The sequence below is a fragment of the Paraburkholderia sp. WC7.3g genome, assembly GCF_050436345.1.
Taxonomy (GTDB): Bacteria; Pseudomonadota; Gammaproteobacteria; order Burkholderiales; family Burkholderiaceae; genus Paraburkholderia; species Paraburkholderia podalyriae.
On the sequence record NZ_JBNDMA010000002.1, the window covers coordinates 3,033,591 to 3,053,415 of the forward strand.

A 19,825-nucleotide genomic window follows, 5' to 3' on the forward strand; every position below is an offset into this window, starting at 1 on the left:
CGGCCCTTCCGCATGACCCGAATCGTTACGCGCCCCTGCTCCCCCGTCGACGCCGAAGTGCTGACCCGCTGCGGCCTGCATCCGGTGCTCGCGCGCCTCTACGCAGCGCGCGGCGTGTGCCTGCCCGAAGACATCGAGACCGGCCTAGCGCGGCTCGTCCCGCCCGCCGAACTGAAGGGCTGCGACGCGGCCGCCGCGCTGCTTGCCGACGCGCTCCAGCAGCAGCGCCGCATGCTGGTCGTCGCCGACTACGACTGCGACGGCGCGACCGCATGCGCGGTCGCGGTGCGCGGGCTGCGCATGTTCGGCGCGCGCATCGACTATCTGGTGCCGAACCGCATGGAGCATGGCTACGGGCTCACGCCGGACATCGTCGAGCTGGCGACGCGCAGCGCAGCCGGCAAGCCCGATCTGCTGATCACCGTCGACAACGGCATCGCGAGCGTCGACGGCGTCGCGGCGGCCAACGCGCTCGGCATCAACGTGCTCGTCACCGACCACCACCTGCCCGGCGACGAGCTGCCCGCCGCCCGCGCGATCGTCAATCCGAACCAGCCGGGCTGCACGTTCCCGAGCAAATGCATCGCCGGCGTCGGCGTGATGTTCTACGTGCTGCTCGCGCTGCGCGCGGAACTGCGCCGCCGCGGCGCGTTCGGCGACGCGCTGTCCGAACCGCGCCTCGACGGCCTGCTAGATCTGGTCGCCCTCGGCACGGTCGCCGATGTCGTCAAACTCGACGGCAACAACCGCGTGCTGGTCGCGCAAGGTTTGCAGCGGATCCGCCGCGGCCGCATGCAGCCGGGCATCGCCGCGCTGTTTCGCGCCGCCGCGCGCGATGCGCGCAACGCGTCCGGCTTCGACCTCGGCTTCGCGCTGGGACCCCGCCTGAACGCGGCGGGACGGCTGTCGGACATGTCGCTCGGCATCGAATGCCTGACCACCGACGACGTCGGCCGCGCATGGGAACTCGCGCAGCAGCTCGACGCGATGAACCGCGAGCGCCGTGAAATCGAGGCGGGCATGCAGCAGCAGGCGCTGGACGACCTGTCGACGATCGATCCCGACGGCTCGACCACGATCACGCTGTTCAATCCGGGCTGGCATCAGGGCGTGATCGGCATCGTCGCGGGGCGCCTGAAGGAGAAGTTCCACCGCCCGTCGTTCACATTCGCGCCCGCCGACGCTACCGGCGTGCTCGTCAAGGGCTCGGGGCGCTCGATCGGGGGCTTCCACCTGCGCGACGCGCTCGATCTGATCTCGAAGCGCGAGCCGGACCTGATCGTCAAATTCGGCGGCCACGCGATGGCGGCAGGCCTGACGATCGCCGCCGCCGACGTGCCGCGCTTCACGGCCGCGTTCGAGGCGGTCGGCCGCGAGTGGCTGTCCGCGGAGGCGCTCGCGCGCACGGTGGAAACCGACGGCGAGCTCGAAGACGCATACTTCACGCCGCAATTCGTCGAGATGCTCGACGCGGCCGTCTGGGGCCAAGGCTTTCCGGCGCCGGTATTCTCGGGCGAGTTCGAGGTCGCCTCGCAGGCGCTCGTGAAGGACAAGCACCTGAAGCTGCAACTGCTGCGCGGCCGCCAGCGCTTCAACGCGATCTGGTTCAACCACACGGACACCCTGCCCGCGCGCACGACCGTCGCCTATCGGCTCGCGAGCGACACGTGGAACGGCGTGTCGCGCGTGCAACTGATCGTCGAGCACGCGGTGAGCTGAAATCTTCCGCAAAATCAATCGCGAACGCGCGCCGGATCGCCCGTGAGGCTCCGGCGCGGCGTGCCGATCGGCTATAATTTCTGCTTTTTACGCAGAATAGAAGATCGACATGGAAGCGGAACGTCTCAACGCGATCGAAGCCTCTCTGGCCGACCTGCGCAAGCGCGCGGACGACCTACGGGGGTATCTTTGACTACGACGACAAGGCACTTCGTCTGATCGAAGTCAACCGGGAACTCGAAGACCCGGACGTCTGGAACGACTCGAAGCACGCCCAGGCACTCGGTAAGGAAAAGAAGCTGCTCGACGATACGGTCGGCAAGCTCACGTCGATCACCAACGACGTGCGCGACGCGCAGGACCTGTTCGACATGGCGCGCGAAGAAGCCGACGACGACACGCTGCTCGCCTGCGAAGCCGACGCCCAGGCCATCGAGGCACGCGTCGCCGACATGGAATTTCGCCGGATGTTCGCCAATCCGGCCGACCCCAACAACGCCTTTCTCGACATCCAGGCCGGCGCCGGCGGCACCGAGGCGTGCGACTGGGCGTCGATGCTGCTGCGCCAGTATCTGCGTTATTGCGAGCGCAAGGGCTTCAAGACCGAAGTGCTCGAGCAGACCGAAGGCGATGTCGCTGGCATCAAGAACGCGACGATCAAGATCGAAGGCGAATACGCGTACGGCTTCCTGCGTACCGAAACCGGCGTGCACCGGCTCGTGCGCAAGTCACCGTTCGACTCGTCGGGCGGTCGTCACACGTCGTTCTCGTCGGTGTTCGTGTACCCGGAAATCGACGACTCGATTGAAGTCGACATCAATCCGGCCGACCTGCGCATCGACACGTACCGTGCTTCGGGCGCGGGCGGTCAGCATATCAACAAGACCGACTCGGCAGTGCGTATCACGCACATGCCGTCGGGCATCGTCGTGCAGTGCCAGAACGACCGCTCGCAGCACCGCAACCGCGCCGAAGCGATGGCGATGCTGAAATCGCGCCTGTACGAAGCGGAAATCCGCAAACGTCAGGCCGAGCAGGACAAGCTCGAAGCGGGCAAGACCGATGTGGGTTGGGGCCATCAGATCCGTTCGTACGTGCTCGACAACAGCCGCATCAAGGATCTGCGCACCAACGTCGAAATCAGCAATACGAAGAGCGTGCTCGACGGCGACCTCGATCCGTTCATCAGCGCGAGCCTGAAACAGGGCGTATGAGCGCGCACGGCGCGGCCACGTTCACCGATCGGGACCGCGCTTCCTTCGTCGCTGCTTCCGCGTTGTTTGTTCGCCGTTTTTCCAGTACCGCCTGAGGTTTTTACACTGACTGGCTTCCCGCCCACGGCGCACGCCGCGCGCGGGCCACCGAATACCAAATCATCATGACTGAACCGACCCAGCCGACTGTCGTGCCCGCAGCGGACGACAACAAGATCATCGCCGAGCGCCGCGAAAAGCTGCGCGAGCTGCGTGAGCAAGGCGTCGCCTATCCGAACGATTTCAGTCCTACGCACCACGCCGAAGATCTGCAGGCACAGTACGAACACACCGACAAGGAAGCGCTCGAAGCGAATCCGCTCGAAGTCGCGATCGCCGGCCGCATGATGTTGAAACGCGTGATGGGCAAGGCGAGCTTCGCGACCGTGCGCGACGGCTCGGGTCAGATCCAGTTCTTCATCACGCCGGCCGACGTCGGTCAGGAAACCTACGACGCGTTCAAGAAGTGGGACATGGGCGACATCGTCGCGGCGCGCGGCGTGCTGTTCCGCACCAACAAGGGCGAACTGTCGGTGCGCTGCACCGAGCTGCGCCTGCTGTCGAAATCGCTGCGTCCGCTGCCGGACAAATTCCACGGTCTCGCCGATCAGGAAATGAAGTACCGCCAGCGCTATGTCGACCTGATCGTCACGCCGGAAACGCGCCGCACGTTCGTCGCGCGTACGAAGGCGATTTCGTCGATCCGCAAGTACATGGCCGACGCGAACTTCATGGAAGTCGAAACGCCGATGCTGCATCCGATTCCGGGCGGCGCGGCGGCCAAGCCGTTCTCGACGCACCACAACGCACTCGACATGCAGATGTTCCTGCGCATCGCGCCGGAGCTGTATCTGAAGCGGCTGGTGGTGGGCGGTTTCGAGCGCGTGTTCGAGATCAATCGTAACTTCCGCAACGAGGGCGTGTCCGTGCGCCACAACCCGGAATTCACGATGATCGAGTTCTACGCGGCCTACACCGACTACAAGTGGCTGATGGATTTCACCGAGCAGCTGATTCGCCAGGCCGCGACCGATTCGCTCGGCACGGCCACCATCACGTATCAGGGTCGCGAGCTCGATCTGTCGAAGCCGTTTCATCGGCTCACGATCACGCAGGCGATCCAGAAGTACGCGCCGCAATACACGAACGAACAGCTCGCCGACAGCACCTTCCTGCGCGCCGAGCTGAAGAAATTCGGCGTCGATGCATCGCAGCCGAAGTTCCTGAATGCGGGCGTCGGCTCGCTGCAACTGGCGCTGTTCGAAGAGACCGCCGAGTCGCAACTGTGGGAGCCGACCTACATCATCGACTACCCGATCGAAGTTTCGCCGCTCGCGCGGGCGTCGGATAAGGTGGCGGGCATCACCGAGCGTTTCGAGCTGTTCATCACCGGTCGCGAAATCGCCAACGGCTTCTCGGAGCTGAACGATCCGGAAGATCAGGCCGCGCGCGCTTCAAGAAGCAGGTCGACCAGAAAGACGCCGGCGACGAAGAAGCGATGTTCTACGACGCCGACTACATCCGCGCGCTCGAATACGGCATGCCGCCGGCGGGCGGCTGCGGTATCGGCATCGACCGTCTGGTGATGATGCTGACCGATAGCCCGAGCATCCGCGACGTGATCCTGTTCCCGCATCTGCGTCGCGAGGATTGAGCGGCGCCGAGCGCTAGCGATCGTTGCGCTTCGAGTGCAATGCCATGGTGGTGAAGAACGCCCGGCTGATGTCGGGCGTTTTTTATGCCGAGCCTTTTCCCCTCGCGGGATCGATTTCTGCTTACGATCGTTTGTAACCAGCGGTAAAAGCTGCCCGGTCACGCACGCGTCGCCGTTGTCGTAGTGGTTTTACAAGCGCGCGAACAGCAAGGCGCGCCGCGAACAGGTCACCGACGCACGCCCAGGGCTGTCACCGCACGGGTTACAAATTGAAACGCTGCCCGGATCGAATTGCCCGACACTCAGTCTCACCAGAAGTCGGCTCTGTCAGAAACGGAGGCCCAACATGGACACCCCTACTCATCAACCCACGCAGCCACGTCGTCTTCATCCGTTGATCGCGGTGGCCGCCGGCGCGGTGCTCGTCGCGAGTCTCGTCGCTACCGCGGCGATCACCGGCGTGTTCCCGAAGGCGTCGGGCAACGGCGCACAGAACGGCCAGACACAGGCCGCGCAGGTCAGCACACAACCGCCGGGCGTCGTCGATTCGGCCGCGCCGGTCAATCCATCGGCGCAACAGCGGCAGGTTCAGGCTCAGCAAGCGGTGCCGGTCACCCCTGCGGCTGCTCCGACGCAGCAGCAATACGCGCAGCAACAGCAGGCACAGGCCGCGCCGCAGCATGCGCAACAGCCGGTGCCGCAAGCCGCTTATTGCTCGACTTGCGGCACCGTCGTCGCGATCTCGGCGGTTCGGCATGAAGGACATGGCACCGGCATTGGCGCGGTCGGCGGTGCGGTGGCCGGGGGCGTCGTCGGTAATCAGTTCGGTGCCGGCGGCGGGCGTACCGCAATGACGCTGCTCGGCGCGCTCGGCGGCGGGTTCGCCGGCAACTCGGTCGAAAAACATCTGCGCAGCACGACGTCGTATTCGGTGCGCGTGCGCATGGAAGACGGCAAGACGCGCTACTTCACCTATAGCGAGGCGCCGCCGTTCCGCGACGGCGAGCGCGTGCGCGTTCAGAACGGCGGCCTCGTCGCCGACTGAGCTCGGCGCCCGACGTTCGTCGACGCGCCACGAAAAAAGGCGATTCCATCGGAATCGCCTTTTCTTTGCAGTTCAATGCACCCGTTCGATCACGCGTTCAATAATCCGCGTCTTCGATCCATGCCGCCTGAATCGCTTCGAGAATCTTTTCGCTCGAACGGTTCGGATCGTCGTCGAAGCCTTCGAGCTCGGTCACCCAGCGGTGCAGGTCGGTGAAACGCACCTGCTGCGGATCCACGTCCTGATGCTTGTCCGTCAGAGCCATCGCAATGTCTTGCGTATCGGTCCACTTCATGGCGGCGCCCTCCTGTTAGTGGTTTTCCTTCGCGTGATTGATCGAGTAACGCGGAATTTCGACGACCAGATCCTGCTCGTCCGGCATGACCGCCTGACACGACAGGCGCGAAGCCGGTTCCAGCCCCCATGCCTTGTCCAACAGATCGTCCTCGTCTTCCTCAGATGGCGTCAAGGCGGCGAAACCCTCACGCACGATCACGTGGCAAGTCGTGCACGCGCACGACTTCTCGCACGCATGCTCGATTTCGATACCGTTATCGAGCAGGTTGTCGCAGATGCTCTTGCCGGGAACGGCGTCGATCACCGCGCCTTCCGGGCACAGTTCGACGTGAGGCAGCACAACGATTTGAGGCATACAGTTTCCGTTTGGGTCTGAGGCACGGCGGCTGCCAGCAATGCCGCGTGCAGGCTCCGTGCCATTTTACTGGCGCCGCGCGGACTTTTTAAGTCCGCGCGGCGCGATCGGTGGTTCGTGGGGGCGCAGTTCGCGCGTGGCCCGAGCGCGCGTCGCGTGCACGTTGCTGTCGCTACGCTCGCCCGTTCATAGCTCGTCGAGCTTGCGGCCCGACAGCGCGCGGCGAATTCCCTTGTTCATGCGGCGCGCGGCGAATTCGTCGGTGCCTTCGGCGAGCGCCTTCGTCGCGGCTTCGATGGTGCCGACGTCGTCGCCCCGCCCGACATTGCGCAATGCCGCCAGCAGCGCGTCGAGCTCGGCGCGTTCGCTGTCGTCGAGCAGCTCGGCGTCGGCGGCGAGCGCCGCGTCGGTCGCTTCGACGAGACGCTGCGCTTCGACCTGCGCCTCACGCAGAGCGCGCGCCCGCATGTCGATTTCAGCGGTCGAAAAGCTGTCTTCGAGCATGCGCGCGATGTCGTCGTCGGCGAGGCCATACGAAGGCTTCACGACGACCGATGCCTCCACGCCCGACGCCAGCTCGCGCGCAAACACCGACAGCAGGCCGTCGGCGTCGACCTGATAGGTCACGCGAATGCGCGCGGCGCCGGCGGCCATCGGCGGAATGCCGCGCAGCTCGAAGCGCGCGAGCGAACGGCAATCGCTGACGAGCTCGCGCTCGCCTTGGACGACGTGAATCGCCATCGCGGTCTGGCCGTCCTTGAAGGTCGTGAAATCCTGCGCGCGCGCGACCGGAATCGTCGAGTTGCGCGGAATGATCTTCTCGGTGAGGCCACCCATCGTCTCGACGCCGAGCGACAGCGGAATCACGTCAAGCAGCAGCCACTCGTCGCCTTCCGCGCCGCGGTTGCCGGCCAGCAGATCGGCCTGGATGGCGGCGCCGAGCGCGACGACCTGATCCGGATCGAGATTGACGAGCGGCGGCTGGCCGAAGAACGCCTCGACCGCTCGGCGGATCACCGGCATTCGCGTCGCGCCGCCGACCAGTACGACGCCCTTGATCTCCTTCGTCGTGACCTTCGCGTCGCGCAGCGCTTTTTTCGTCGGGCCCAGCGTGCGTTGCACCAGCGCGGCCGTGAGGGTCTCGAACGTGGCTTCGTCGATCGTCAGATCGAGCGTGGTGCCGTTGGCGAGCGTGAGCTTGACGCTTGCCTGCGACGCGCTCGACAACGCCTCCTTGGCCTCGCGCACGCTATCTAGCAGCAGGCGTACGTCGTGCGGCGCGAGCGTCTGCCGCGCTATGCCGGCCCGCTCGAGCACGTGGCGGTACAACGCATGGTCGAAGTCGTCGCCGCCGAGGGCGGAATCGCCGCCCGCCGCAAGCACTTCGAACACGCCCTTGGTGAGCTTCAGGATCGACAGGTCGAACGTGCCGCCGCCGAGGTCATAGACCGCGTACAGACCCTCGGCGCCGTTGTCGAGACCGTAGGCGATCGCGGCCGCAGTCGGTTCGTTGAGCAGACGCAGCACGTTCAGCCCCGCGAGGCGCGCGGCGTCCTTGGTCGCCTGGCGCTGCGCTTCGTCGAAGTAAGCGGGCACCGTGATCACCGCGCCGACCAGCTCGTCGCCGAGCGTGTCTTCGGCGCGCTGGCGCAGCGTCGCGAGAATTTCAGCCGATACTTCCACCGGACTCTTCACGCCATCGACAGTGCGGATCTGCACCATGCCGGGCGCATCGACGAAATCGTACGGCGCGTTCTCGGCGCCCTCCACCTCGGCCTTGCCGCGGCCCATGAAGCGCTTGACCGACACGATCGTGTTGCGCGGGTCGGTCGCGGCTTCGGCCTTCGCCCGGCGGCCGATGCGACGACCGCCCTGCTCCAGGTAACGCACCACCGACGGCAGCAGCACGTGCCCATCTTCGTCGGGCAGCACATCGGGGACGCCGCTGCGCACGGCGGCGACGAGGGAGTTGGTGGTGCCGAGATCGATACCGACCGCCAGACGCCGTTGGTGAGGCGCCGGCGCCATGCCGGGTTCGGAGATTTGCAGTAAGGCCATCTGGATCTTCTCGGGGACGTTGTGCCCCGTCCTGAATGTTCGCGTTGCTGGGGGTGATGCCGCGGCTCGCGGCCGCTCTGGTTTTGGTTTGTCGCTCGCTACATCGCTGCCTACCGTTGCTGCTTGCCGGCGCCGCGCATTGGCGCGGGTCGCACGAAACCACGCTAGCCTTCGAGCCGCTCGATCTGCGCGTCGACTTCCGACGCGACGCGCTCGATGAACATCAACTGCCGCACCGCCTCGCCGGCCGCCTGATTTGCGCCGCTATCGAGCGAGGCGCCGAGCTTGTCGAAGCGCTGACGTTCTTCGTCGCGCAACTCGACGAGCAGCGCGTCGAGCGCGTCGACGTTCTTCGCCGCGGCCGCGTCCTCGATGTTCTCGCGCCACTCCATCTGCTGCATCAGGAACGCGGGCTCCATCGCCGTGTTGTTTTCCGCGCCGACGTTGATACCGCGCAACGACAGCAGATAGGTCGCGCGTTTGAGCGGATCGCGCAGCGTCTGATAGGCCTCGTTCGCGCGCGTCGCCCATTGCATCGCGATGCGCTTTTGCGCATCGCCGGCCGCCGCGAAGCGATCCGGATGCACCTGCGCCTGCACGGTGCGGTACGCATGATCGAGCGTGCTCGCGTCGAGCGCGAATTGCGCCGGCAGACCAAACAGGTCGAAGTGGCTGTCGTTCAGCGAGGCCATCGAATTTAAGTCCGTTGATGAAAACGTGGTGTGAAAACACTGGGCCTTGTCAGGCGTGAGCGCTTCAGTGGAGCGGGGATCAAACTAAAAAGGCGGCCCGCGCCGCCTTTGATCCGCCGCACGCGGAAAGTAACGAACCTAGACGCGGAATGACTCGCCGCAGCCGCATTCGTCTTTCACGTTCGGGTTGTTGAACCTGAAGCCTTCGTTCAGCCCTTCGCGCGCAAAGTCGAGTTCCGTGCCGTCGATATACGCGAGACTCTTCGGGTCGACGACGACTTTCACGCCGCTCGTCTCGAACACCTGATCTTCCGGCGCGAGTTCGTCCACGTACTCGAGCTTGTAGGCGAGGCCCGAGCAACCGGTGGTGCGCACGCCAACGCGCAACCCGATGCCTTTACCGCGGCGGGTCAGATACCTCTGGACGTGCTGTGCTGCCTTTTCGGTCAACGTAATTGCCATAACGTTTCTCAGTTGCCAGAGTGCGCGGCGCGCGTGTTCGCGCCGCGCCCACCGGTTACTCCGTTCTTACCCTGTTGCTCAGGCGGCCTTGCCGTCTTCGGCAACCGCTGCTTCACCGTGGCGCTGCTTGTAGTCGGCGACCGCTGCCTTGATCGCGTCTTCCGCGAGGATCGAGCAGTGGATCTTCACCGGCGGCAGTGCCAGTTCTTCAGCGATCTGCGTGTTCTTGATCGACATGGCCTGGTCGAGCGTCTTGCCCTTCACCCATTCGGTGACGAGCGAGCTCGATGCAATGGCGGAACCGCAGCCGTAGGTCTTGAACTTCGCGTCTTCGATGATGCCGTCCACGCCGACGCGGATCTGCAGCTTCATCACGTCGCCGCAGGCCGGCGCGCCGACCATGCCGGTACCGACCGTGTCGTCGTCCTTCGCGAAGGAACCGACGTTGCGCGGGTTTTCGTAGTGGTCGAGGACCTTGTCGCTATAAGCCATGATTACACTCCTTAATTCGTTTCAACCTGCAATCCGATGAACGTTCGATGTCCGCTTCGTCCAGCCGGCGCGTCAGTGCGCGGCCCACTGGATGGTCGTCAGATCGATCCCGTCCTTGTGCATTTCCCACAGCGGCGACAGATCGCGCAGCTTGGAAATCTTCGACTTCAGCAGGTTGATCACGTAATCGATTTCCTGCTCGGTCGTGAAGCGCCCCACCGTGAAGCGGATCGAGCTGTGCGCGAGTTCGTCGTTGCGGCCAAGCGCGCGCAGCACGTACGACGGCTCCAGCGACGCCGATGTGCACGCCGAGCCCGACGACACCGCCACGTCCTTGACCGCCATGATCAGCGATTCGCCTTCGACGAAATTGAAGCTGATGTTCAGGTTGTGCGGCACACGCTTTTCCATGTCGCCGTTCACATACACTTCCTCGATTTGCGACAGGCCTTTCAGCAGCCGGTCACGCAGCATGCGGATGCGCTCGTTTTCGGTCGCCATCTCTTCACGTGCGATACGAAAAGCTTCGCCCATGCCGACGATCTGGTGCGTGGCCAGCGTGCCCGAACGCATGCCGCGCTCGTGGCCTCCACCGTGCATCTGCGCTTCGATACGGATACGCGGTTTGCGGCGCACGTACAGCGCGCCGATGCCCTTCGGGCCGTAGGTTTTGTGCGCCGAGAACGACATCAGGTCGACCTTCAGCTTCTGCAGATCGATCTGGATCTTGCCGGTGGCCTGCGCCGCGTCGACGTGGAAAATAATGCCCTTCTCACGCGTGATCTCGCCGATCGCCTCGATGTCCTGGATGACGCCGATCTCGTTGTTGACCGACATCACCGACACCAGAATCGTGTCCGGGCGCAGCGCCACCTTGAACGCGTCGAGATCGATCAGACCGTCGTCCTTGACATCCAGATAGGTGACTTCGAAGCCTTCGCGCTCGAGCTCGCGGGTGGTGTCCAGCACCGCCTTGTGCTCGGTCTTCACCGTGATGATGTGCTTGCCCTTGCTCTTGTAGAAGTGCGCGGCACCTTTCAGAGCGAGGTTGTCCGACTCCGTCGCACCCGAGGTCCAGATGATTTCGCGTGGATCGGCGTTCACGAGCGCGGCCACCTGCTCGCGCGCTTCCTCGACTGCGCGCTCGGCGGTCCAGCCATAAGCGTGACTACGCGACGCGGGATTGCCGAACTGCTCGCGCAGATAAGGGATCATCTTGTCCACCACACGCGGATCGATCGGCGTCGTGGCGCTGTAGTCCATGTAGATGGGCAGATGGAAAGAGTCGTTGTTCATCAATTGCTCCGGGGGCGTCATGTGCTCTGGCTTCTGGACTCGATATGGGGCGGCGGCGGGATTTTTTATTGCGCGCCGCGCTTCACGAACCGGCCATGTTGAAAACGGAATTGGGACCTTTGGGCGCCACGCGGGCGGGTTCGACCGCCGGCGCGTCGTTGCGCCTGTCGCGCAGCACCGTCGGCGCGCCTTCGCGCGAGCGCTGCTGGTCGACCAGATCCTTCAGCGAAACCGAATCGAGGTATTCGACCATTTTCTGGTTCAGCGTCGACCACAGCTCATGAGTCATGCAGTGGCCGTCGTGCTGCTTGGTGCCTTCGCACGTGCCTTTGCCGCCACACTGGGTGGCGTCGAGCGGTTCGTCGACCGCGATGATGATGTCGGCCACCGTCACCTCTTCGACACGGCGCGCGAGATTGTAGCCGCCGCCCGGTCCGCGCACGGACTCCACGATTTCATGACGGCGCAGCTTGCCGAACAGCTGTTCGAGATACGACAGGGAGATGTGTTGGCGCTGGCTGATACCCGCAAGCGTCACCGGGCCCTGCTCCTGGCGCAGCGCCAGGTCGATCATCGCCGTGACGGCGAAACGGCCTTTCGTGGTGAGTCTCATATGATGTGGGAACCGCAATTCTCGACAAGTTCGGTCAAGTATAAATACATGAGCGATTTAGTCAAGTATGCCCAGTATATTTTGTGTCATCCGCTTAATTGATCGCCATGCTTTGGCGCCGAGCCCGTCTGCGCGGTGCATGCGGGATGGGGGCCGCGTTTTTGCCCGAAACTTACCCGAGCAACTGCGGGCGCAGCGCGGCGATCAGCCCGCGGCAGGCTGCTTCGCACTGATCGAGCACCAACTCGAAGCCTTCCGCGCCGCCGAAATAGGGATCGACGACCTCGCGCGCGCCGCTCCAACGGCCATCCGACTCCGGCACGAACTCCATCAACAGACGGATCTTGTCGCGCTGCGCGGGCGGACACAGTTGACGCAACGCGGCGACGTTGCGGTCGTCCATTGCAATCAGCAGATCGAAGCGCTCGAAGTCCGCGGCTGTGATCTGGCGACCGCGCAGCGCGTCGAGCGCATAGCCGCGCTGGCGCGCCGCGCGTTGCGCGCGTTCGTCGGGCGCCGCGCCGATGTGCCAATCGCCGGTGCCGGCCGAATCGAGCAGAATGCAGTCCGCGAGCTTCGCCTCGTCGACCAGACGACGCATCACGCCCTCCGCCGTCGGTGAACGGCAGATATTCCCGAGGCACACGAAACAGACGGACACAGTTTTCATCAGGGATTCTTCGACGCTCGAGGCGCCGCGCGTAGGGGTCGGCAGACAGTCAGTGAACTGCGCCGCGATTATACAAACCTCGACGGATTCGCGCCCGGCGTGGTACAGCCGGGTAAGCGCAGCGGCTTCGAACCGCCGCCGTCCGACGCACCTGCTTAAGACGCTTCGGCGAGCGGCGTCGCCGTGGCCGCACGCATCGGCTTGGCCGACAATGCCGACGCGGTGTCGATCATCCCGTACGACACCGCGCGTGCGAGTTCTGCGGTCAGATGATTGGCGTCGAGCGGCATCTGTGGAGCGCGCGAAGCAGTTTGGCCGTTGACGTGTAGACACGCGAGCAGCGCGAGCGGCACAACGATGGCCAGAGGCCAGTACACCGATATTGTCTTTTTCATGATGTGTTTTCCAATTAGGGGCGCATGAGCTTTTGGCGCACTATGCCCAGTCCAAATGCTATAGGAATTCACAATCGGGAAATACGCGCCCGCGCGCGACAGATCGTTGCCCGAAACGGAACAGTCAATTGACCGCCTTCCGGGAGCGGGGCATCGGCTGCTGGCACGAAAAAGAAAAGCTTACAAACGCATACAAAGCCACCGCGACGGCCGGCGATAATGACGGTCTTACTCTTACATCGATAGTTCTTTGTACTTGCAACCGGTCTGAAAACATGAAACGCATTGCACCTCTCGCTGGCCTCGTGGCCGCCGCTCTGCTCGGCGGCTGCGCGGTCTATCCGGACGGCACGCCGATGTACGGCAACGGCTACGGCGGTTATAGCGGTTACGACGGTTCCGCGTACGCGCCGGGCGCCGCGGTCGTGCCGCAAACCAACGTGTACCTCGGCTACGGCGATTACGGTCCGGGACGCTACTACGGTCCGGCGCCGGGCCCAGGCTATCGCGGCTATCCGGATCGCGGTCATCCGGGCGACAACGACCGGCATCACGGCGATCATGACAACGATCGTGGCAACAACGGCGGCGGTCCTGGTCAACCGCGCGGCGGCCCGCCGCCGCAGGGCGCTGCGGGCGGTCCGCACGGTCCTGGCGGCGCCAATGGCGGCCCACGCCCCGCCGCAGGCGGCCCGCCGCCGGCCCAGCCGCAAGCAGGCAACGGCGGCGGACAAGGTAACGGGTGGGTGAGAAATGCGCCCGCGCGGCAGGCGGGGCAGATGACCGAACATTGAGGAGTGGGCGGCGCTGAACCACCACGCTCGCGCCCGTGGCACCTCGCAGGCGGCGCGAGCGCGGCCGTCAAACCACTCCCGACGCCGCCCGCCCGCTCAGCCGATATGGCTGCGCTGCGCGGCATACAACTCCCGGAACGTGCGGCCGACAGGCGCCGGCATGTCGCGCGTATCGGTCCAGCCCGCGCCGCCGAACGGCAGTTTGGCGATCGACCGATTGCGCCCGCCCATGCGCTCGAGCACCCTCACGGCGAGCTTGGTGAAGAGCGCATAGGCATCGGGATGCAGCGCGAGCCAACCCCACACCGCCAACCCGGCGCGCTCCTTCCACGGCCGCAGGTGCCGTTCCATCTGTTTTTCGCGCAGCTTGCGCAACAGATCGGATAGCGGGATGCCGACCGGACACACGCTATTGCACTCGCCGCATAGTGTCGCGGCTTGGGGCAGGTCGAGCGCCTTGTCGATGCCGACATAGCTCGGCGTCAGCACCGACCCCATCGGCCCCGGATAGACCCATCCATACGCGTGCCCGCCGACCTTCTGATACACCGGGCAATGGTTCATGCACGCGCCGCAGCGGATGCAGCGAAGCATCTCCTGAAAGTCACCGCCGATCAGCCCCGTGCGCCCACCGTCGACGAGCACCACATACATATGCCCGGGCCCGTCCTGATCGCCCGCGCCACGCGGCCCGGTCAGCATCGAAAAATAGTTCGAGGTGGCCTGACCGGTTGCCGAACGTGGCAGCAGGCGCATAGCAGTCGCGAGATCCTCGAGCGTCGGCAGCACCTTCTCGATGCCGGTCACAGCGACGTGCACGCGCGGCATTACCGTGCACATACCTTCGTTGCCCTCGTTGGTCACGACCGCGACCGAGCCCGTTTCCGCGATGATGAAATTGCCTCCCGTCACGCCCATGTCCGCGCTCAAAAAATGCGGCCGCAGCATCTCGCGCGCCTCGCGCGTCAAGTCGGGAATCTCGGTGAGCCGCGGCCGGCCGTGCGTCTTCGCGAACAGGTCGGCGATCTCGTCCTTATCCTTGTGAACGACCGGCGCGATGATGTGGCTTGGCGGCTCGTTGTCGTTGATCTGCAGGATGTATTCGCCGAGATCGGTTTCGATCGACTGCACGCCCATCTGCCCAAGCACTTCGTTCAGACGCATTTCCTCGGTGACCATCGACTTGGTCTTGATCACCTTCCTCACGTCATGCTTGCGCGCGATGTCGCCGACGAGCCGCGCCGCCTCCTGCGTCGTCTCCGCGAACAGCACCGTCACGCCGCGCCGGGTCGCTTCGCGCTCGAAGGTTTCGAGCCACACGTCGAGATTGTCGAGCGCGCGATTGCGTCGCTCCTTTAGCGCCGCCCGCGTCGCGGGGAAGTCGATCGCGGTCATCGCGCTCGCGCGCGCCGACACGAACTTCGTGGACAGTTTGGTCAGGTTCTGCTGCAGGCGCTGGTCGGCGAGCTTCTGACCGGCGCGAGCCTTGAACTGCATCGATTGGACTTGCATGGCGGCCCTGATGAGATCGGATTGAAACGCGCGGCGCATTCGCGCGCGACGCAACGCGTAAGAGACAAAAGGAACGCGACGCGAACGACGACCCGTGTTCTGCGCGCGGCATTACACGTCGCCGGCCAGCACCTGCGCGATGTGCAGCACGCGCGTCGTCGCGTCGCCGTTGCGGCGCAGCCGCCCTTCGATATTCAACATGCAGCCGAGATCGCCAAGCACCACCGTACCGGCGCCGCTAGCGGCGATGTTCGCGCACTTTTCGTCGACGATCGCGGTCGAGATATCACCGTATTTGACCGCGAACGTGCCGCCGAAGCCGCAGCAATGCTCGCAGCCTTTCATCTCGGTGACCGCAACGCCGACCTGTGCGAGCAGTTCGCGCGGTTGCGCCTTGACGCCCAGTTCGCGCAAGCCCGAACAGGAGTCGTGATAAGTCACCTGCTCCGCAAACTCGCCCGGCTGCAACCGCACCTTCGCGACGTTGACGAGGAAATCCGTCAGCTCGAACACCTTGCCGCGCAGGTGGCCGAAACGGTTCATCAGTTCGGGATCGTCGCGAAACAGGTCCCCGTAGTGCGCGCGGATCATGCCGCCGCACGAGCCCGACGGCACCACCACGTAGTCGAACTGTGCGAACTCGCGCAGTGTTTTCTCGGCGAGCTCGCGCGCGAGCGGGCGGTCTCCGGAGTTATACGCGGGTTGCCCGCAACAGGTTTGCGCGGGCGGCACCACGACCTCGAAACCAGCGCCTTCGATCAGCTTGATCACCGAAAACCCGATTTCAGGACGCATCAGGTCGATCAGGCACGTGACGAACAATCCGACTCGCATGAGCCCTCCTTTCGGGGAAACGTCCCTGATTATCCGCCGTTTGGCGGCGCAATACCAACGGCCGGAAGGCATAGAAAGCATGCAGTGCCGGATTGGAAGCGCCGTTCGATGCGCGTTCGCTTTTTTCACCATACGGGATACAATCAGTCTTCGCTGTTTGACGCATCCACCAATTCTCATATGAGCGATACGAACCCGGATCCCAAAACTTCGATCCAAGTGATCGAACGCATGATGCGCCTGCTCGACGCACTGGCGGCGCATAGCGACCCGGTCAGCCTGAAAGAACTGGCCCTCCGCACGGAACTGCACCCGTCCACTGCGCACCGCATCCTGAACGACATGGTGATGTGTCGGTTGGTCGACCGTTCGGATCCCGGCACTTACCGTCTCGGCATGCGCCTGCTCGAACTCGGCAATCTCGTCAAGGCGCGCCTGTCGGTGCGCGACGCGGCGCTCACGCCGATGCGCGAGCTGCACCGTCAGACTGGGCAGACCGTGAATCTGTCGGTGCGTCAAGGCGACGAAATCGTCTATATCGAACGCGCGTATTCGGAGCGCTCGGGCATGCAGGTGGTGCGGGCGATCGGCGGGCGGGCGCCCCTTCATCTGACGTCGGTCGGCAAGCTGTTCCTCGCCGCCGACGAAGCCACCCGCGTGCGTGCCTACGCAACACGCACCGGCTTGTCGGGCCATACGCAGAACAGCATCACCGATCTCGCGAAACTCGAGCGCGAGTTGTCGCATGTGCGCCAGCAGGCCTGCGCGCGCGACAACGAGGAACTGGAATTGGGCGTGCGCTGCATCGCCGCCGGCATCTACGACGATACCGGCAAGCTGGTCGCCGGCCTGTCACTGTCCGCGCCGGCCGATCGTTTGCAGGATTCGTGGCTCGGGCAGTTGAGCCAGACCGCGTTGATGATTTCGGAGTCGCTCGGCTATCGCCCGCAGCTGCAGCAGGACCATTCACGCGGCTCGCACGGCCAGCATTCGCAGGTGGCGCAGCGGCCGGCTGGCGGCGGTTGACCCTTCCCTTGGCGCCCTCGGGGCATCATGAAAAAAGCCTCGCATCCGCGAGGCTTTTTCTTTGCACGATGAGCGCAGCCGGCCTGAATACGGTCGGCTGGGCGACCGTTCAGGCTTCAGGTACCCGGACCGCCGGCATCGGCGCTCGTGATGCGCGGCTGGTCGCCGCCGTTATCGAGCCACGTTCGCAGCCGCGTCGCATCCGCGAAACGCGAGTACTTGCCCGACGAATCGAGCAGCACCAAGATCATCGGCCGGCCGTGGATGGTCGCCTGCATCACCAGACACTCGCCCGCTTCGTTAATGAAGCCGGTCTTTTGCAGACCGATGTCCCACGTCGGGTTGCGAACCAGTGCGTTTGTGCTGTTGTACGCGATCGTGCGCTTGCCGGTGTACACCTCGTAGCTGTGATCGGTCGAGAACTTGCGGATCAGCGGGTACTGATACGCCGCGTTGACCATCTTGACGAGATCGCGCGCGCTCGACACGTTCATGCTCGTCAGACCCGTCGGGTTCTCGAAGTGCGTGTCGTTCATGCCGAGCTGCCTCGCCTTCGCGTTCATCGCCGCGAGGAAGGCCAGACGGCCGCCCGGATAGTAGCGCGACAGCGCCGCTGCCGCGCGGTTTTCCGACGCCATCAGGGCGATGTGCAGCATGTCCTCGCGCGACAGCACCGAGCCCACCGACAGACGCGAACCGGTGTTCTTCTCGTAGTCGCGGTCTTCATCGGTGACTTCGATCTGGTCGGTCATCGGCTCTTTCGAATCGAGCACCACCATAGCAGTCATCAGCTTGCTGATCGATGCGATCGGTACCACGGCACGCGAGTTCTTGTCGAACAGCGTCTCGCCGCTGTTCTGGTCGATCACGTACGCGACGCTCGAGCGCAGCATCAGCGCGTCCGGCGTCTCGTGCAGACCAAAGGCCTGGCCGACGGTCGGCTGGCGCGGCTCGTACGCGACGCGACGCATGACCGAACGATGCCGGCCGTTCGCCGTGAATGTCACGCGCTTGCGTTTGACGCCGGCGCGCGGCGCATCTTCATCCGCGGCAGCGGCTTTCACCGCCTCGCCCTTGCCGGCTTTCGCCGCATGGCCCGCCACCTTTTCGGTGGCGGCCATCTGCTCCCGATTTTTGGCGGTTTTGGCGTGTTTTGAAGTTTTTGCGGTTGCAGCAGACGTAGCTGCAAAAGTGCTGACAGGCGTAGCGAACGCCGCTGCGATGGCTAGCGAGACGGCCACCGACAGAGCGGTGCCACGCGCCGCGCCGTGGAGCACTTTTAGCGACGAAAACATGTCGGTTTTCATGGGTGTTCTTTAGGGAGCGGCGAGAGGTTTCCGCAAGTGTAGTAAAGCAACGAAAAATTAGCAATTTGAAGCACTTATACGCGCTCCTTAAACCGGCTTGTCAGCTCCGATCGCGAAAACGCAAATAAGTGCCGCGCCTCGATCGGAAAAAACGATCGTCGCCGCCAGATCTCGCCATTGCCGCCGCCCCGCTCATTCGAGCAGATCCTTGCAGCATAACGGCAACTTTGAGACAAGCTTGATTCGGGGAAATACCGTCAGAGCACCGGCTGAACTACGCCGCGCCATGAAGGGGTTGCAAGCGACAGACTTTTAAGTGTCTGACGAAAGTCGCTAACGCGCGTTCGACCGCCATCGCTCTTTAACGTTCCTTGTCACCTTGTGGTTTACACAGATTCACGAATGGTGTTTTTTCAGGGGGAAGAGTCGCTGCGACGCCGGCCCTGTAATGCATGCACCAAGGCCCTGACGGGGAAAAATAATTTCCGGAACGCGCAGTGAATGGTACGTTATCCCGCACCAGCGACGTACCATGGCCCGATCGTGCCGCGTCATATTAATGACATGCCTACTGCATAACCTATTGTTTTATCGGCATTTTCTTAATATTGTGCATTGCACAAAAAATACTTGACATTCTTTGCAGCCATCCTAAAATGGGAAACATTGCTGCGATGCACAATACATCGCGGTCCGGGCAAACGTTCAATCTACGTCTTGCCACCCACCAATGCGGTCCGCACAGACCGGCCGCAATCCAGGAGCGTAAACCATGACCCTGCTGACCCCTGAGCAATTCGCCGCAGCCCAGAAAGCCAACTTCGAAACTCTGTTCGGCCTGACGACCAAAGCATTTGAAGGCGTCGAAAAGCTGGTTGAGCTGAATCTGCAAGTTGTGAAGTCGACGCTCGCCGAAAGCCAGGAAAATGCCCAACGCGCACTGTCCGTGAAGGACGCGCAGGAACTGCTGGCACTGCAAGCAAGCCTCGCGCAGCCGGTGGCTGAAAAGGCGCTGTCGTATGGCCGCCACGTGTACGAAATCGTTTCGGCAACGCAGGGCGAATTCACCCGCGTCGCTGAAGCGCAATTCGAAGAGCAAAACCGCAAGGTTCAGGCGCTCGTCGAAAACGTCGCCAAGAACGCGCCGGCTGGTTCGGAAACCGCTGTCGCCGTGATGAAGTCGGCTATCACCGCCGCCAACACCACGTACGAAACGGTCCACAAGGCAACCCGCCAGGCTGTCGAAATCGCGGAAAGCAACTTCAACGCAGCTGCAACGGCCGCTTCGAAGGCAGCTTCGCAAGCCGCCGCGCAAGCATCGCGCGCCGCCGCCAAGAAGGCAGTCTAAGCT

At 63.8% G+C, this 19,825-nt stretch carries 19 protein-coding genes and 1 pseudogene; 7 read left to right on the top strand and 13 right to left on the bottom strand.

Annotated features, from left to right (window positions below):
- Window positions 1-12: 12 nt before the first annotated feature.
- The 4 genes and pseudogenes from recJ to OKW43_RS25320 all read left to right on the top strand — a co-directional run bounded on the left by recJ (window position 13) and on the right by OKW43_RS25320 (window position 5,671).
- On the top strand, window positions 13-1,719 hold the full coding sequence (recJ, locus tag OKW43_RS25305; RefSeq protein WP_429450423.1) for a single-stranded-DNA-specific exonuclease RecJ: 1,707 nt from the start codon (window positions 13-15) through the stop codon (window positions 1,717-1,719).
- Between the two features lie 109 nt (window positions 1,720-1,828).
- Window positions 1,829-2,933, top strand: a protein-coding gene (prfB, locus tag OKW43_RS25310; protein ID WP_187638320.1) for a peptide chain release factor 2 whose coding sequence is annotated in 2 segments (ribosomal slippage) — window positions 1,829-1,909 and window positions 1,911-2,933 — 1,104 coding nt in all. Because the reading frame shifts where the segments join, the coding sequence is not laid out codon by codon here.
- Between the two features lie 164 nt (window positions 2,934-3,097).
- Window positions 3,098-4,626, top strand: a pseudogene (lysS, locus tag OKW43_RS25315) (lysine--tRNA ligase).
- 346 nt (window positions 4,627-4,972) lie between these two features.
- Window positions 4,973-5,671 (top strand): glycine zipper 2TM domain-containing protein, encoded by a 699-nt coding sequence (locus OKW43_RS25320; RefSeq protein ID WP_429450425.1) that lies wholly within the window; start codon window positions 4,973-4,975, stop codon window positions 5,669-5,671.
- 97 nt (window positions 5,672-5,768) lie between these two features.
- Here OKW43_RS25320 and iscX read toward each other — a convergent pair whose 3' ends face one another.
- From iscX to OKW43_RS25370, 10 genes are all read right to left on the bottom strand, one after another.
- On the bottom strand, window positions 5,769-5,966 hold the full coding sequence (iscX, locus tag OKW43_RS25325; RefSeq protein ID WP_027198111.1) for a Fe-S cluster assembly protein IscX: 198 nt from the start codon (window positions 5,964-5,966) through the stop codon (window positions 5,769-5,771).
- 15 nt (window positions 5,967-5,981) lie between these two features.
- Window positions 5,982-6,323: an ISC system 2Fe-2S type ferredoxin gene (fdx, locus tag OKW43_RS25330; RefSeq protein WP_090800789.1), complete on the bottom strand. Its 342-nt coding sequence runs from the start codon at window positions 6,321-6,323 to the stop codon at window positions 5,982-5,984.
- A 186-nt stretch (window positions 6,324-6,509) separates the two neighbouring features.
- Entirely contained in the window at window positions 6,510-8,381 is a 1,872-nt protein-coding gene (gene hscA, locus OKW43_RS25335) for a Fe-S protein assembly chaperone HscA (RefSeq protein WP_187638317.1), read from the bottom strand.
- A 164-nt stretch (window positions 8,382-8,545) separates the two neighbouring features.
- Window positions 8,546-9,073 (bottom strand): Fe-S protein assembly co-chaperone HscB, encoded by a 528-nt coding sequence (gene hscB / locus OKW43_RS25340; protein ID WP_187638316.1) that lies wholly within the window; start codon window positions 9,071-9,073, stop codon window positions 8,546-8,548.
- Window positions 9,074-9,211: 138 nt separating this feature from the next.
- Complete coding sequence (gene iscA / locus OKW43_RS25345; RefSeq protein ID WP_187638315.1) at window positions 9,212-9,535, bottom strand: iron-sulfur cluster assembly protein IscA; 324 nt, start codon at window positions 9,533-9,535, stop codon at window positions 9,212-9,214.
- A gap of 78 nt (window positions 9,536-9,613) precedes the next feature.
- Complete coding sequence (gene iscU, locus OKW43_RS25350; RefSeq protein ID WP_429450428.1) at window positions 9,614-10,027, bottom strand: Fe-S cluster assembly scaffold IscU; 414 nt, start codon at window positions 10,025-10,027, stop codon at window positions 9,614-9,616.
- A gap of 72 nt (window positions 10,028-10,099) precedes the next feature.
- The gene (locus OKW43_RS25355; RefSeq protein WP_429450430.1) at window positions 10,100-11,323 is read right to left on the bottom strand and encodes an IscS subfamily cysteine desulfurase; all 1,224 of its coding nucleotides are present in this window, start codon (window positions 11,321-11,323) and stop codon (window positions 10,100-10,102) included.
- Window positions 11,324-11,405: 82 nt separating this feature from the next.
- Window positions 11,406-11,936 carry a Fe-S cluster assembly transcriptional regulator IscR gene (iscR, locus tag OKW43_RS25360; protein ID WP_187638312.1) on the bottom strand — a complete coding sequence of 177 codons (531 nt, stop codon included), beginning with the start codon at window positions 11,934-11,936 and terminating at the stop codon, window positions 11,406-11,408.
- A gap of 172 nt (window positions 11,937-12,108) precedes the next feature.
- On the bottom strand, window positions 12,109-12,606 hold the full coding sequence (locus OKW43_RS25365; protein ID WP_187638311.1) for a low molecular weight protein-tyrosine-phosphatase: 498 nt from the start codon (window positions 12,604-12,606) through the stop codon (window positions 12,109-12,111).
- A gap of 155 nt (window positions 12,607-12,761) precedes the next feature.
- Entirely contained in the window at window positions 12,762-13,001 is a 240-nt protein-coding gene (locus OKW43_RS25370; RefSeq protein WP_187638310.1) for a hypothetical protein, read from the bottom strand.
- Window positions 13,002-13,276: 275 nt separating this feature from the next.
- Here OKW43_RS25370 and OKW43_RS25375 point away from each other — a divergent pair, with 275 nt between their 5' ends.
- Entirely contained in the window at window positions 13,277-13,795 is a 519-nt protein-coding gene (locus OKW43_RS25375; RefSeq protein ID WP_187638309.1) for a hypothetical protein, read from the top strand.
- Between the two features lie 96 nt (window positions 13,796-13,891).
- Here the strand turns inward: OKW43_RS25375 and OKW43_RS25380 are convergent, their stop codons facing one another.
- Together OKW43_RS25380 and OKW43_RS25385 are read right to left on the bottom strand one after the other, a co-directional pair.
- Window positions 13,892-15,307: a lactate utilization protein B gene (locus OKW43_RS25380; protein WP_429450433.1), complete on the bottom strand. Its 1,416-nt coding sequence runs from the start codon at window positions 15,305-15,307 to the stop codon at window positions 13,892-13,894.
- 111 nt (window positions 15,308-15,418) lie between these two features.
- The gene (locus OKW43_RS25385; protein ID WP_429450435.1) at window positions 15,419-16,141 is read right to left on the bottom strand and encodes a (Fe-S)-binding protein; all 723 of its coding nucleotides are present in this window, start codon (window positions 16,139-16,141) and stop codon (window positions 15,419-15,421) included.
- A gap of 180 nt (window positions 16,142-16,321) precedes the next feature.
- Here OKW43_RS25385 and OKW43_RS25390 point away from each other — a divergent pair, with 180 nt between their 5' ends.
- Window positions 16,322-17,167, top strand: a complete 846-nt coding sequence (locus tag OKW43_RS25390; RefSeq protein ID WP_429450437.1) for an IclR family transcriptional regulator — start codon at window positions 16,322-16,324, stop codon at window positions 17,165-17,167.
- Between the two features lie 116 nt (window positions 17,168-17,283).
- Here the strand turns inward: OKW43_RS25390 and pbpG are convergent, their stop codons facing one another.
- Complete coding sequence (gene pbpG / locus OKW43_RS25395; protein WP_187638305.1) at window positions 17,284-18,474, bottom strand: D-alanyl-D-alanine endopeptidase; 1,191 nt, start codon at window positions 18,472-18,474, stop codon at window positions 17,284-17,286.
- 772 nt (window positions 18,475-19,246) lie between these two features.
- On the opposite strand from pbpG, the gene OKW43_RS25400 reads away from it, so the two are divergent.
- Complete coding sequence (locus OKW43_RS25400; RefSeq protein WP_013089827.1) at window positions 19,247-19,822, top strand: phasin family protein; 576 nt, start codon at window positions 19,247-19,249, stop codon at window positions 19,820-19,822.
- Window positions 19,823-19,825 lie beyond the last annotated feature (3 nt).